This is a genomic window from Paenibacillus sp. FSL L8-0158 (assembly GCF_038592965.1).
GTDB classification, from domain to species: domain Bacteria; phylum Bacillota; class Bacilli; order Paenibacillales; family Paenibacillaceae; genus Paenibacillus; species Paenibacillus polymyxa_D.
Genome location: NZ_CP151949.1, coordinates 1,344,819 through 1,358,418, shown reverse-complemented (window position 1 = coordinate 1,358,418; position 13,600 = coordinate 1,344,819). Strand labels below are relative to the sequence as shown.

At 48.5% G+C, this 13,600-nt stretch carries 13 protein-coding genes; 3 read left to right on the top strand and 10 right to left on the bottom strand.

The genetic code is table 11. The annotated features are described in order from the left end of the window. Nucleotides 1-40 precede the first annotated feature (40 nt). The 7 genes from NSQ68_RS06090 to NSQ68_RS06060 all read right to left on the bottom strand — a co-directional run bounded on the left by NSQ68_RS06090 (nucleotide 41) and on the right by NSQ68_RS06060 (nucleotide 6,954). Complete coding sequence (locus tag NSQ68_RS06090) at nucleotides 41-1,534, bottom strand: nucleotidyltransferase family protein (RefSeq protein ID WP_342428296.1); 1,494 nt, start codon at nucleotides 1,532-1,534, stop codon at nucleotides 41-43. A gap of 28 nt (nucleotides 1,535-1,562) precedes the next feature. After that, on the bottom strand, nucleotides 1,563-2,048 hold the full coding sequence (locus NSQ68_RS06085; protein ID WP_342428295.1) for a lasso peptide biosynthesis B2 protein: 486 nt from the start codon (nucleotides 2,046-2,048) through the stop codon (nucleotides 1,563-1,565). Between the two features lies 1 nt (nucleotide 2,049). Further along, a complete protein-coding gene (locus NSQ68_RS06080) occupies nucleotides 2,050-2,352 on the bottom strand; it encodes a lasso peptide biosynthesis PqqD family chaperone (RefSeq protein WP_025720436.1) in 303 nt (100 codons plus the stop codon). Further along, nucleotides 2,339-3,382: a serine kinase gene (locus NSQ68_RS06075; protein ID WP_342428294.1), complete on the bottom strand. Its 1,044-nt coding sequence runs from the start codon at nucleotides 3,380-3,382 to the stop codon at nucleotides 2,339-2,341. The genes NSQ68_RS06080 and NSQ68_RS06075 overlap by 14 nt, the downstream gene beginning before the upstream one ends. 200 nt (nucleotides 3,383-3,582) lie before the next feature. Continuing rightward, nucleotides 3,583-3,711, bottom strand: coding sequence for a paeninodin family lasso peptide (locus tag NSQ68_RS06070; RefSeq protein WP_134902123.1), 129 nt, complete (start codon nucleotides 3,709-3,711; stop codon nucleotides 3,583-3,585). A 52-nt stretch (nucleotides 3,712-3,763) separates the two neighbouring features. Then, nucleotides 3,764-5,689: an asparagine synthase-related protein gene (locus tag NSQ68_RS06065; RefSeq protein WP_342428293.1), complete on the bottom strand. Its 1,926-nt coding sequence runs from the start codon at nucleotides 5,687-5,689 to the stop codon at nucleotides 3,764-3,766. After that, complete coding sequence (locus NSQ68_RS06060) at nucleotides 5,686-6,954, bottom strand: sulfotransferase (RefSeq protein ID WP_029516226.1); 1,269 nt, start codon at nucleotides 6,952-6,954, stop codon at nucleotides 5,686-5,688. Before NSQ68_RS06060 ends, NSQ68_RS06065 begins: the two co-directional genes overlap by 4 nt. 213 nt (nucleotides 6,955-7,167) lie before the next feature. Between NSQ68_RS06060 and ligD the strand changes: the two genes are divergently transcribed. Further along, nucleotides 7,168-8,070, top strand: a complete 903-nt coding sequence (ligD, locus tag NSQ68_RS06055) for a non-homologous end-joining DNA ligase (RefSeq protein WP_340931604.1) — start codon at nucleotides 7,168-7,170, stop codon at nucleotides 8,068-8,070. 69 nt (nucleotides 8,071-8,139) lie between these two features. Here the strand turns inward: ligD and NSQ68_RS06050 are convergent, their stop codons facing one another. After that, nucleotides 8,140-9,084, bottom strand: coding sequence for a YitT family protein (locus tag NSQ68_RS06050; RefSeq protein WP_307348401.1), 945 nt, complete (start codon nucleotides 9,082-9,084; stop codon nucleotides 8,140-8,142). A 192-nt stretch (nucleotides 9,085-9,276) separates the two neighbouring features. Beyond that, a complete protein-coding gene (cls, locus tag NSQ68_RS06045) occupies nucleotides 9,277-10,707 on the bottom strand; it encodes a cardiolipin synthase (protein WP_029516223.1) in 1,431 nt (476 codons plus the stop codon). 146 nt (nucleotides 10,708-10,853) lie between these two features. Between cls and NSQ68_RS06040 the strand changes: the two genes are divergently transcribed. Both NSQ68_RS06040 and NSQ68_RS06035 read left to right on the top strand, forming a co-directional pair. After that, nucleotides 10,854-11,885 (top strand): M23 family metallopeptidase, encoded by a 1,032-nt coding sequence (locus NSQ68_RS06040; protein ID WP_029516222.1) that lies wholly within the window; start codon nucleotides 10,854-10,856, stop codon nucleotides 11,883-11,885. 45 nt (nucleotides 11,886-11,930) lie between these two features. After that, complete coding sequence (locus NSQ68_RS06035) at nucleotides 11,931-12,392, top strand: polymer-forming cytoskeletal protein (protein ID WP_307348393.1); 462 nt, start codon at nucleotides 11,931-11,933, stop codon at nucleotides 12,390-12,392. A gap of 39 nt (nucleotides 12,393-12,431) precedes the next feature. Here the strand turns inward: NSQ68_RS06035 and NSQ68_RS06030 are convergent, their stop codons facing one another. Then, nucleotides 12,432-13,517 carry an AI-2E family transporter gene (locus NSQ68_RS06030; protein WP_342428292.1) on the bottom strand — a complete coding sequence of 362 codons (1,086 nt, stop codon included), beginning with the start codon at nucleotides 13,515-13,517 and terminating at the stop codon, nucleotides 12,432-12,434. Nucleotides 13,518-13,600: the final 83 nt, after the last annotated feature.

Here is a 13,600-nt window from a genome sequence, read left to right as displayed (position 1 = left end):
GAAAGCCGCTTATTGGATTTTCACAAAATCCTCTATCGAGTCAGTGCTTTGAAAATCGCCGCTTCAGCCAGAGAAATGGACGTAAAGGGATATACAAAAAATGCAGCTGGCGAGGCAGTGGAAAAACGATCGAATCGCCCGTAGAAGGAAACAAACGGCTGATAAGATACCATAGTCTGTGTCTTGGCTCTTTTAAGGAAAGCAAGTAAGTGCGGCTGACCGGCTGATAGACAGCCCTGTTTTTGGTCATGACTTGGCTGGAGGCAGCAGCTGGAGTCATCGGGGCACAACTGGCAGCGGTGCTCATCGGGCTATGATCGTCGTTACTGGCATCTTCCGTGATGCTAGTAACGCCACGGGTGGCAAGCATGGCTGCTTCGCCACAGGTACTGCATACTGAAGGACCGCCACCTGGAGGGGCGGCCTCCGCTTGCTCCGCCAAAGCTCTGCTGTGCAGCAGCTCTGATGGAGCAAGCCTACCTGTACCCGACCCGTGGGTGATCGGGTACGGTGCGGGTACGCTGGCCTGCATGAAGGCCAGCGCGCTCAGCGCGAGCCTATGCGCCTGCCGGGTAGCCGATACCGGACGCATCGGCTCCGGTATCGGCGTACCCAATAGCGCAGCGGCGAGTGCCCAAGCCTGCCCGCCAGCAGGCAGGCCCCCGTAGCGACGCATCATCGGCAGTAGCGCCTCCCAATCGACAGCACATACCGCAAGCCTGTCGATGTCAACCAGCCAGCGCAGCCTGAACCAGCCGTGACGCGCACCATGCGCACTCAAGTACAGAAATTGATGCTCGCTGCCAAGCGTATACATACAGGACGTCATCACAGTCCTGTTGTCGGCAGGTCCCAACGGTACCTGCCGAATGGCTCCTACAGCTTTGCCCTTTTTCCGGCAGTTCCACAGCTCGTCAAAAGAGGGTTCCCCACCCCCATCCGGGTGAAGCCGCCAATGCAACTCAATCTCTACCCGTTTTTGCGGATGTAGGTAGGATGCATGATGGTCCTTCCATTTCCAACTGCCAAGGACACGCACTTCTCCGCTCTTGGGCGCATATCCGGCTTCCTTCATCCAATGCTCAGCCTCATCCATATCGTCAGGGGCAATGAGTAAATCGATGTCTTTGGAGGTACGCAGAGAAACATCCCCGTACAATTGCTGCGCCAGAGCAGGCCCCTTCAACATAAGCACACGAATTCCATGAGCTATGAGCAGCCTGGTCAGACGCTCGGCTTCTGCTTGAAGATAGAGCATGCGAAGCGTGTTTCGATGATATTGCGCCTGAAGGTTTCGCAACAATTCTGCGGGAATGAATGGATGATTCAATGTTTTCAGCTGGAGATACACCGTAGGTACCACTCGATGGTGCTCGGTCAGACGTAAAAAGCGGACCCAATCCATCTCACGCAGCTGGGTAGCAGCAGTCGTATCCTGCCAATGAGAAACGTCTTTCCCCAATAGAGAGAGTAACAACGTTAATTCTTGATCCTCATTCCAATTCGCAAGTTCCAAAACAGACTTGGTGGGCATGCATTCTTCTCCTTCTTGTCTCATCGCATTAAAGCAAATAACTACCTTTATCTTCCATATTCTTATTTGTATCCGTCACAGCACGTCTCCCGAATATCCCCACCACCGTAAATGCTTCCATCTCCCGTTTCCCCGTAACATAAATCGGTCCGCTACGTACCCATGCATGTGCAGCCAAGCGTCCAGCGGCATTTTTGGCTGTGCCCAGATACAGCGTGCAGTCCAGTTTCCTGCGCCCCAGCAACGTCATCGCCGCAGCGGCTTGTACAAGACAACTACTACGCCAAGGAGTATAACGGCTTGCCAGCTCCACAGCGTGCGAAATCTGCTGAATGGACTTCTCCTGCTCGACATCACACTGCCATGGGGTTTCTTCCATACATATGCCCCAAACCCTTGAGTAATCCCCAAAAGAACGACGCTGGCACAGCCTCGCCCATCCCAGCTCCAGCCAGGCTTCCGGCAACAATCTCCTGACTTCTGGAGACAGGAGAAGAAGCCGTTGTATTCGCATGTTATACCGACTCCCGTAGAAGCTTTAACAGTCCTTCCCGCTCCAACTCAGCCACAAAGGTATGTACCTGCTGTCTGCACTGTTCCTCGTCCACCTCATATTCATTTGTCAGGACAGTTACGATATCGCCGAGTGAAGGACCGGATTCTGCCAGTTCCCAGATTCGTCCTCCTGTGAAGCCTAAGTTGTAATATTTACCAGTGTTAATGCTCATCATCACTTTTTCTCCGTCCATATCACTGACATAGACCTCTTCACCGTAAATGACGCGATAATGATCCTTAGCTGGATTAGTGGCTGCCATAACTCTTTTCCCCCTTACGAATGAGTTCAAGGACCCGTTGTACAACCTCGGACGCAGTAAAGACGGAACTATCCCTCAGCAACCGCCAGCCCTCCACTTTCCGAGCCATCCTAGCCGCTGTATCAAACGACCATTCACTCAAACCCATTCGCGGAATAATTACCCTACGATATGTATGTTGTAGTAATGTATGCAAGCACTCCAGAACGTTCAAGGGCTGTTCCGTAACCGCCACTAGCTTCCCTTCGCGCATCAACGCACGGGTTGGAGAATCTGCCACTAGCTCGAACACGCCCCCTAAGGGTAGCGGATCGTTATAAAATTCATCTACGGTGGGTACGGCATATTTATTCAGCTCACCTGCAAGCATACGCAGATCTGTGTATTGTGGTATTACAGAATTGTCGTCAGTTAGGGACTGTATGTGCTTTCTTTTGCGTACATGCTTGTTCTCCCGTAAAGCCTCCAGTTGGAGCAAGCTTTCAAGCTCCAGCTTTTGCTGCGGATAGGCTGGATACACGATGGTAGAGGAAGCCGCAGCTTTTACAGCAATCACGTCATCACTAACCATCTGATAACCTGCCTGCCTAAAAGCAGCAGCCAGTGTCGATTTCCCCGTACCCGATTCACCCACAAATGCGTAGGCCCTTCCCCCGATGACGACCGCACTTCCGTGAATAGGTAATATTCGTCTTTGCATCAGCAGAACACCCATGCATGTACCCAGCACAAACAGCCGCACGGTGTCAGGATCAGCCCCGGAGAATATACTTACCTCGATCTCCTTGCCTTCCCTGACGGCATAAATGGCCGTGCCCGGTATTTGGAACATAAATCGCTCATCCAGCATCACAAAATTGGCCTGCTCCAGCTGACCACTCCATGCAGTCAAATCAGCCTGTCGAATGATTACATCCTCTACCACTCCTGACGCTGCCAACATCAGCTCAGGCAGATTCAGCTCACTCGCAATCCTGAGTCCAAAGGCTGTATATTTCGTCCAACTGACATCTGCACTCCTGTCATGCACGGTAGGACTCACTCCTCTGTCCTTAAAAATCCCGTCTTTATTTCTTGGGCAACACCTCTAACCCGAAAGAAATAAAGACGGCTGTGTATTGAATACGAGTCCAATGGATCATGCTATTCTCGTTCATTCAATCGTTATCGGCCCAGTTGTCTAGCTTCCAGTCCAACATTGGCTGCATGTATAACATGTATAACCATCTATTAGCTTGGATTATAGATATCGGCATCGTGGTCGGACACCCAATCAATCTGTCTCCAGCCTTTACCCGCCATGGTCTGGCTAATATCCAGCACCTCTATCGTCGGTTCCTGCCATTCTTTTTTACTCATTTCATCACCTCCCCTCCAACGAATGGCGAACTGTCTGACCGGATAGGTTCGATCAGTTCAATCTACAGAGAAAACGGTACACGATCAGGCTATGCATGAGTAGTCTTATATTCGGATCAGACGCCTGCTCAGGGCCGGGGTGGTGAAGTTTCGCCATAGCCGTCTTAATAAACTCAATATTGAGATATTCAGCGGCTCGTAAATCATGACACATCAGTTGAAGCTCCCCCATAAACGTATCCCAGCAAGGAAGCATACGATGTAGCCAATCTGCAGGCTGCACGCCGCGTACCCGCTGGTTCAACCGAACATCATCAGGTAGATGATCACGCATGGCCGTACGAATGAGGGCACGGTCCCGACCGTTTTGCACATACTGCTCAAAAGGCACTGATAAGCAAAAGCGAATTACCCGGCTGTCCCCGGTCGGATCACGTTCCCATAGGCCATAACGTAGTGAAAGTTTGGTCGCGACCACACCATTTTTGTTGGCAATCGCCAAATTTGAGAACTTCTCTTTTCTCGTCTGATCGGCATTTTTCATCCAACCTGTTCCGCTCAATACAGGAATATCTTCTACATGCATCCGTTGGGCAAACTCTGGGTGAATCAGTGAAGGAACGGAACTGCGATGGCCACGCCGCAGCCATAAACGAGGTTCAAGTGAAGTCGCTTTCTTCAGCATCACAGGGAGTAGATGAGACATACGCCTGCCCGTAAGCTTGCTGTACCGCCTCAATCCCTGAAAGGATTGCAACCAGTGCAAATGACGAAACTGACGGGCATAATAGTCCAGTGCAGGGCCCCACGATACGGAAAAATTGCCTCGTGCCCCGGTCAACAGTACACCGACATTGTGTTCCTGCGCTTTTTCATAAAAACCTCTGATCCAGAAGGAGTTTTCAAAATATTTGTAGGGAGCCTCCATCAAATCCAGCCAAATATCAATTTCTGAAAACGGACTTTTTCCCTCAAAATCCATATAGTTCTCGTGAATGTTGCCCACATAGCGAGCCGTAGAATGAATGTAGCTTCGTTCGTTCGCCAGCAATGTAGGCGGTGTCCAGTCTGTAAAATCTTGAACAGGCACATAGCTGTAGGCATGTAGCGGCTTTTGTTGCAAGTGCAGCGCTGGCGCGGCAAAGCTGGCAACCGCTCCGGAATCCAGCCCTCCGCTCAAGGCAGCCCCTACAGCGCGATGCGTCCGTAATCGGGCAGTGACCGCCTGTGTGAACACCTCGTGGAAAGCTTCTATGTACTCACCTCCTGTTTTGAGCCGCAGTGGCTCTACCTCATCTAGGCATGCATATTTATGAAGGGTTCGCTTCCCCTCCTCCATAGTGAACCAATGTGCAGGAGGAAGCTGGTTGATATGCTTGTAGGCGGTCGTCCCGATATCGACGGATTCCTGCATGGTGCGGATGGACAAAAATTCGGCCAGCCACGGTTCATGCAGTTCTTTTCGCAGAGAGGACAGGGCCAAAAGCGGAGCGACTACCGTGCTAAACGCGAATCCTCGGTCATGTTGGTAGATGTACAGCGTACGATGGCCTGTCATATCTCGAGCACCATATAATCGATGTTCCTTGGCATCCCAAATGACAAAGGCAAAATCACCTATCAGATAACTGGCTGCCTCCACTCCCCATTTGTCATATGCCAGCAAAATCAGCTCGCTGTCCGTGATATCTTGCCGCCGTTCCTGCTCAACTCCCAGCCGTTCAAACAGCTCGGAACGATTGTCAATAATCGCATCCGCCGTGATTGCCAAATCTCTTAGCTCATCATAAAAGGGAAGACGCTCATGAACAGATTCCGGGGTCACATACTGGGCATGACAACCCAAAAAAATAGAGCCTTCACACCAAGCGCATACGCGGTCAGCGGGATATTTCCGCAGGGCCTGCATCATTTTCCCGCCTTCTTCGGTGCATACAGACTCATGCCCAAAGCTATAGATTCCGGCAATCGCACTCACGTTCTTCCCCCTTTTTCTTTTCCTATACTTGATAATGCTACAGACGCCAAGTACCTGAGTTTACGGGCCAAGAGGCTGCGAGATCGGAGACCTTGATGTGGGCGTTGATAGCTTTGAAGCTGAGCGATAAGACGGTTCCGCTCCTCATAGCTATGTGCCAACCTGTTTTCCAGTGATTGGATCCGTCGATCGTTCACGCTCTGGTCCACATGCATCCATGTCGGATCTTGGGGTGGAGTATGATGGATTGCATTTGTCATGAGTTCTCTGTTATCTGTATCCTGTTCTTCCAGCATCCGATAAGCTGCCTTCCATTCAAAGCCGCTTTGCTGGAGGAATTGTTGTGTACGTCGACTCAGCAGCTCCATATCTGGCTCATCTTCAAAGCGAACTCCAGTCATCTGTTCAGCCTGCTCCAGCGCTTCCGCGTAACCAAGTTGCTTAAACATGCGGGACCCAATGCTTCTGCAATACAGCTCAATTTCCCTTTTACTCAACACATGTTGCCAGCTATGTACCGAATCCTGATGCGCCTGTTCATGCTCTCCTACGAATGGATCGCCCGCTCCCATACTATAAAAAAGACTGGATTTGGGCGTATCCGCGAAATCTCCGTACTTTTCCATCCCCGCTTCATAATGGATTCCCAAAAAACTGCACAGTTTCTCGATCTCCATCGTTGGATTGGATACGAGCTGTTCATATCTAAGCGGGTATGCAAGTGGATGAGGTGTAGCAAAATAATGAGTATAACGGAACAAACCAACCGTAATATCCGTCATTTTCATATTAAAATGCGGACTCCCCAGTTCCTCCAGTAGTTGAAAACGTCCGTTCCGTAGCTGATTGACCTTTTTGAATGAGGCCACAATGGCCAAAGGGTTTCGGATAAGCCACAACCTGCGGGCAGCAGGGAATAAACGGTCTATAAATTCCAGCACCGTATAGTAACGCGGGGATTTGTCGATAAGCATATCTGCTGTTGTACCTTGAAGCAAACCATTATATATTTCAAGTGCATACGAACGGGAGGCCTGCTCCAATACGTCGGAGGGGACCATACCTTTAAAAAATTGCCGGAGTATCCCTGTTCCTCCATATGGGCGTGTATGTGACTGCGGAAGATCATATAAACTGAGCAGAAACCACATTTCCTGCGTGGCAAACAGGCGGGAATGGTTTTGCAAAATGGCGGTAAGCAACGAGCTTCCACTCCGAGGGACACTTAACAGGAATACCAGCCCTCCGCCTTGCTTTTCAATCAAGCAAACTCCTCCTCTACCTCTGCTCAAGACACTTTAATAGATACATATCGTATTTTTATTATAAATTTATGATACATAATGTATCTTGTCAATCCTTTTGATGGATAAATTCAGCACTTCACGTTCATGTTAAACCCTATGTAGATCTAAAAGCTTAACAATCAGCCTGTAAATAAAGATTTTGCTGCATATTAGCCAAAGGAGGATAGCACAATGGGACAAGCTGTTAAAGGTACTATTACCATTGAAGGTCAGGAAATTCCTATCACCAACCCGGATAAACCGCTGTGGCCTGAAGCAGGCGTGACTAAGGCGCTGTATCTTCGCAAGCTCGCGGTACTGGCTCCCTTCCTGCTCAAATATTGTCATCATCGTCTGCTGACCGTCATCCGCTGGCCACATGGGATTCACGGTGATTTTTTTTATCAGAAAAATGCCCCACGTCCTCGGCCGGACTATATTGAAACCGCCCTGCATGATGGCATTGAATATATCGTGCTCGGCAAATTGCCACAACTCCTCTGGCTTGGTAATCAAGCTGCGTTGGAATTCCACCCCTCTCTGCACGAAGCGGGAAACAAGCTGCCCTGTGAATGGATGATTGACCTTGATCCATCCAGAGAGGTGGAGCCACGTATTATGGAGGCAGCCTCTATTGTCGGTGAAGTACTGGCTTCGCTTGGTTTGGACTCCGTCCCCAAAACATCCGGGGCCACAGGTGTACAAATTATCGTTCCGATCCGTACAGGCATAACCTTCGACGAACTTCGCAGCATCGGGCTATTAGTCGGACAGTTTGTGACAGAAAAGCACCCGCATCTGTTCACACTCGAAAGGTTAAAGAAGGATCGTGGAACAGCCATCTATTTTGATTATTTGCAGCATTATCAGGGGAAAACTCTGGCCGCTCCTTATACCCCGCGGGCACGCCCCGGCGCTACGGTCTCCACTCCGCTAACATGGGAAGAGGTACGGCAAGATGTATCACCACTTGACTACCATTTGCTGAATATTGAGGAACGACTAAATCGGGTAGGCGACTTGATCGACAAGGTTCCTCCCCAACCTGTAGAAGACGTCCTCAAGCATATGCGCACCAAGGCACACCGAACCTGATCCATGCTTGGAAGAATAAAAAAGGGGACGAACCCCACAGCCATTAGGCTGAGAAATTGTCCCCTTGCGCTAGTGTATTCCTTTTTTCTTAAAGCGTCCGCCCTTCACATCGTGAATGTTACCGATCGCAACGAAAGCGTGCGGGTCCCAATCTTCAACGATGCTCTTCAGCTTCGCTTCCTCCAGTCGGGTGATGACGACGAAAATCACTTTCTTGCTTTCGCCTGTAAAGCCACCTTCACCTTCCAGATAAGTTACGCCCCGTCCAAGACGATCCGTCAGGGCATCCCCGATATCACGGTATTTTTCACTAATAATCCAGACCGATTTGGACTGATCCAGACCTTCAATCGTAATATCAATCATTTTCATGGCGATATAATAAGCAATCATGGAATACAGGGCATTTGGCCAACCGAACACAAAACCTGCACTTCCCAGAATGAATATGTTAACGAACAGTACGATCTCACCGACCGAAAAAGGAGTCTTTTCACTGACGAGAATAGCTACGATCTCTGTTCCATCCAGCGAGCCGCCAGACCGAATCACAAGACCTACCCCAACGCCGAGAATGACGCCCCCAAAGATAGCGCCGAGCAGCGGTTCGCCAGGAGTCAATGCACTTACATTGTGAAGTAATGCGGTTCCAATGGACATAACGACGATGCCGAATAATGTGGATAAAGCGAAGGTTTTACCGATTTGTTTGTAGCCGATAAGTAAAAATGGAAGGTTCAACAGGGTCAGGAAAATACCGAGCGGATAGCCAGTAATCTTGGAGGCCATGATGGAAATACCTGTAACGCCTCCGTCAATAACGCCGTTAGGAACTAGAAATATTTCCAATCCCACTGCCATCAGAGCTGCACCAACTACAATCATGGCTGCACGCTGAAACAGGCGTTTTACTTTGTTCTTTGGATTAGCTGGAATTTTGCTGATCTTGGTCAACTCTCCGGTCACATCTGTAATCTCAGATAAACTTTGGACTTCCTTGCTCACTACACTCATATATAAATCCCCCCGTTACAGTATGATATATTGGACAAAAAAGGGGCTGCTATCCGCAGTCCCCTATTCATTACCGCGCTATTTATATAAATAGTATATCACAAAACTGTGATTTCGCGCAAAAAAGTTAGCAAAGAGCACATAAATCACAATAAAGCGGGATTATAGCGATAAAAACGACGAAAATCGCCTTTAAAGGAGTGGAGAGAGCATGCGAGTTAGAATTTCAGCTATTTTCTGAGATCTAGGCCGTCTGCGGAACACGTTTAAATCTATGCGTGAGGAGTTGGAAATGTCCTCTACAAAATCTGCCGAAAGCCGTTCCAGCGCTGAATTAGCAAAAACTACAGCGGTCAACTCAAAATTATAGAAAAAGCTGCGCATGTCCATATTGGCGGTCCCGACCGAGCCGAGTAAATCATCGACAATCACCACTTTGGCATGAATAAATCCTTTTCGATATTGGTAGAACTCCACCCCTGCCTCCAGCAGTTCTTGTACATAGGACAGAGACGCCAAATGAACTAACTTCGAATCGGACTGATAGGGAATAATAATTTTCACATCTACGCCACTGACTGCCGCCAGCTTGAGCGCCTCATAAATGCCCGGATCGGGAATAAAATACGGCGTCGTAATCCAAATCCGCTTTTTGGCAACTGTGAGCGCCCCAAAGCACATTTCCTGAATCGTATCCCATACCTGATCGGGACCGCTGCTCAAAATCTGTACTTCCTCATCCCCGGTACAGGTATGTGGAGGAAATAAATTCACATCCATCAGTCTCTCCCCTGAGGCCAGCTTCCAGTCACTAAGAAACGCATTTTGTAGAAAATAGACGCTATCTCCTTCAATCTGCAAATGCGTATCCCTCCAAAATCCTACTTTGGGGTATTTTCCGAGATAATCGTCGCCTACATTAATCCCTCCTACAAATCCAACCATGCCATCTACCACCACGATTTTCCTGTGATTGCGATAGTTAATCCGGCGGTCCAGTGTGGCGAAAAACGGAGGTAGAAAATAATGAAATTCCACTCCCGCCTCACTACAGGTGCGAATAAAGGAATAGGGTAAATTGTAGCTCCCCACACCGTCTACAACGAATCGTACTTTTACTCCCTCACGTGCCTTGCGGATCATGACCTCTTGAAACTTTCTTCCGATTTCGTCGGCCCGAAATATGTAAAACTCCACATGGATATGATGTTGCGCATGTTCCATCGCTGCCAGCATGGCCTCGAAGGCTTCTTCACCGTTCGTCAGCACACGTGTGCGGTTACATCCAGTCAACGGGTTTTCCGACATACGAATTAACTGGTTAAACAGGCGCTCCTGATGTTTGAAATGAGGATTATGCATTTGCTCCACATGTTCAATGACCTTGGATTGCGCCCATAGACGCTCGCGGAATTCACGAAACAGCTGCGATCCCCCTTTTCGAACCACTTTACGCTTCTGATAATCCTGTGCAACAAAGTAGTACACGACAAAGCCAATGAGCGGGAAGCAAAACAAAATAAAAAGCCAGGCTACCGCTTTGGACGGCTTGCGAAATTCAAAGAGCAGGATCGTCCCGGTCTGAAAAATAAAAACAATTAAAACCAACAGCAACCACAGCATGTCTAAGCCTCCTTATATATCTCAGGATTTTACAAAATCCTCATCTACGTTTTATACTAAGCTCCAATTTTTTTGACATGTTTGCCTCTTAAGCTGAATAGATAGTAACCAAGCACTATAGGAGCGATGTCCGGAAAGGAGCGATTATGAAAAAAGGAAGCCTAAATCGCCGGATGACCCTGCTTGTTATTCGGGATGCACAGCAACCGCCCAAGCAGCTACAATGCTCTACAGCCGCTGTCATTCTCGTCCCGACTCTTGTGATCGCGTCTATCTCTACGCTCGTGATCGGGCTGCAAATCCGTTCTTCCCATATTATTTCCCAAATGGAAACGAATCTTGCTGTCCAGAGTTTGCAGATGGAGGTCACGGTAGCGGACAAGGATGCAGCCATTGGGCGACTACGGCAGGAAGTCATGGAGCTGACAAATCAAGCCACCCATATTCGTGAACGCCTTCAGCGCGTAACAGAGCTGGAACAGCAAATGCAACAATTCATTCGTAAACACGGAAACTCATCTGCCACAAGTAACCATAAAAAGACCATGACTCCGCTCTCCTGGGATGCTTCCGGCCATATTGGGGGTGAGCTGATCGCAGTACATGAAAATACTGCCTTCCTAACTCGCCAGGCAATGGATGATTTTCAGGAGATCGAATCTCTGTTGGACACGGTGGAACGTACGGTTCCTCGCTCTATTCAGCAAGCAAATGCCGTCCAGCAAAATCTGGAGCGCAAACAAGCCGCACAGTTACTCCAGACTCGTAGGCTGGCTCTTGCCGTGCAAGGGAAACCCTCCGTTTGGCCTGTAGGTTCACGGCGAATGACCTCCAGCTTCGGCTATCGCAGCGACCCTTTTACGGGTAGATCTGCCTTTCATTCAGGCGTGGACATTGCCGGACAAACCGGTGATCCTGTCTATGCAGCAGGAGCAGGCACCGTCTTGGAGGCTGCTTCTAGCGGAGCCCGCGGCAAGTGCATCATCATCCAGCATCCTGACGGACTCCAGAGCTGGTATATGCACCTGAGCGGCATGCAGGTGGCTCCAGGAGATCGTGTCCACAAAGGACAGACCATCGGTCTGCTGGGAAGTACCGGGAGAAGCACAGGACCTCATCTTCATTTTCAGATCGTCAAGCATAACCAACCTGTCGATCCATTACTGTATGTACAATGAGGATTTTTCAAAATCTTTACAATAAAAGATTGGGGGAAAACCATCATGTTCAAGGAATCCAAAAAAAAGCTCTCCACCCCAGCTATGGATACACTGCTCGCTAATGGCACCAGCTTTGAAGGTACCGTTGAGGCAGAGGCCAATATTCGGATTGATGGTCATTTTCAGGGCGATATCCGCAGCACTCGTACTGTCGTCATTGGAGAATCTGCTGTTGTACGTTCGGACATCTTCGCACAAGACGTCATCCTTGCCGGTAAGGTGTTCGGCAGCATTACTACAGAAGGACGACTAACCATTACGCCGACAGGTGAGCTGTACGGAAATACCGCGACCGCTGCATTGGTCATCTCTGAAGGCGGTGTACTGGACGGCACAAGTCAAATGAACCGAACAAAGGATGTAGAGTTGTCAACTTCTACGGATGAGCCAAACGACGAAACCCAATCTAGTTTCAGCAAAGACAGGGAGGACAGCCAAGCCACTCTGCAATCCGAAGCAGGGTAAAGTCAGTATATACTCCTTTAAACCCAGTGCATTCTCCATTCATTCCATAATATCCTCCACTCTGCGTTCCAAAAATAATTGGTATACCTTGCGTATGACGATTTTTCCGCACATATACAATGGAATCACCAAAATGATACCCAGAATCCCGAGCAGGTCACCACCAACTAACAGTAAAATAACGACAGTCAACGGATGAATATCCAGCTGTTTGCCAAAAACTATAGGTGACAGCCAATTATCCTGAATTTGCTGTGCAGCAATCACCACAACCAGCGACCAGAGCGCCATCGAGGGTGATTCGAGAAATCCAATAATAACCACAGGTATAGAAGCAGCCACTGCCCCCACATAGGGAATAAAATTAAGAAAAATCGAAATAACGGCGAGCAGCAAGGCATAAGGCAAACCAATAATTAAAAATCCAAGGAACATCATTACACCCAACGCGACATTGATCAGCACCCGACTGACGATAAAGCTACTGAGTGCACTATCGATATCTTCCATAACCTCCAATGCGTCCTTGTGATATTTTTTAGGAAAGAAATTTAGTATTTTAGGGCCAAACTTGCTCCCTTCCTTCAGCATGTAATAGAGCAATATTGGAAAGGTAGCCAATACGATAAAAAAGTAGGACACGAACGATACCAGCTTTACCGAATAATCAGATAGCGTCGAAAAGGCTTCGTTCAACGTATCTGACAGTTGTGACAGCGGGTCTTCACCCGGAGGCAGCACTTGTCTCAAGGATTGATTATGCCGCCATTGGCTCAATTGATCAACCAGACTTTTAATGAGCTTCGGCGCATTTTCAAATAAATTGGTTACTTGATCACGCAGCGTAGGCCACACACCCCATGAGAAAACAAACAATAATACTCCAATGACCAAATAAATCAGCAAGATGGAGATAGATCGTTTGATTTTTCTCCGTTCCATTACATCCACAATCGGCCTCAATAAATAATAGAGGAAAAAAGATAGCATTAACGGTACCACCAGCAAGCTGACCAAAGATACGAGAGGACTAAATATAAAGCTTACTTTGGTGCCCAAGTAAATGATGAGTAATAGCATGACGATACCTGTAGTTACACGAAAAAAACGATTATTTTGCAGCATACCATGCGGCCCCCTCTGTTCTGTTTCTCTCTACCTCTTTAAACGCAAAATGACCCTATTGATTGATTCTTGCTGAAAATAGA

Bases quoted from the DNA above. Each gene is read 5' to 3' on its own strand.
- NSQ68_RS06080 (WP_025720436.1), bottom strand. From the start codon at position 2,352: ATGGCAGCCACTAATCCAGCTAAGGATCATTATCGCGTCATTTACGGT.
- NSQ68_RS06040 (WP_029516222.1), top strand. From the start codon at position 10,854: ATGAAAAAAGGAAGCCTAAATCGCCGGATGACCCTGCTTGTTATTCGG.
- NSQ68_RS06050 (WP_307348401.1), bottom strand. From the start codon at position 9,084: ATGAGTGTAGTGAGCAAGGAAGTCCAAAGTTTATCTGAGATTACAGAT.
- NSQ68_RS06090 (WP_342428296.1), bottom strand. From the start codon at position 1,534: ATGCCCACCAAGTCTGTTTTGGAACTTGCGAATTGGAATGAGGATCAA.
- NSQ68_RS06070 (WP_134902123.1), bottom strand. From the start codon at position 3,711: ATGAGTAAAAAAGAATGGCAGGAACCGACGATAGAGGTGCTGGATATT.
- NSQ68_RS06085 (WP_342428295.1), bottom strand. From the start codon at position 2,048: ATGCGAATACAACGGCTTCTTCTCCTGTCTCCAGAAGTCAGGAGATTG.
- cls (WP_029516223.1), bottom strand. From the start codon at position 10,707: ATGCTGTGGTTGCTGTTGGTTTTAATTGTTTTTATTTTTCAGACCGGG.
- NSQ68_RS06035 (WP_307348393.1), top strand. From the start codon at position 11,931: ATGTTCAAGGAATCCAAAAAAAAGCTCTCCACCCCAGCTATGGATACA.
- NSQ68_RS06030 (WP_342428292.1), bottom strand. From the start codon at position 13,517: ATGCTGCAAAATAATCGTTTTTTTCGTGTAACTACAGGTATCGTCATG.
- ligD (WP_340931604.1), top strand. From the start codon at position 7,168: ATGGGACAAGCTGTTAAAGGTACTATTACCATTGAAGGTCAGGAAATT.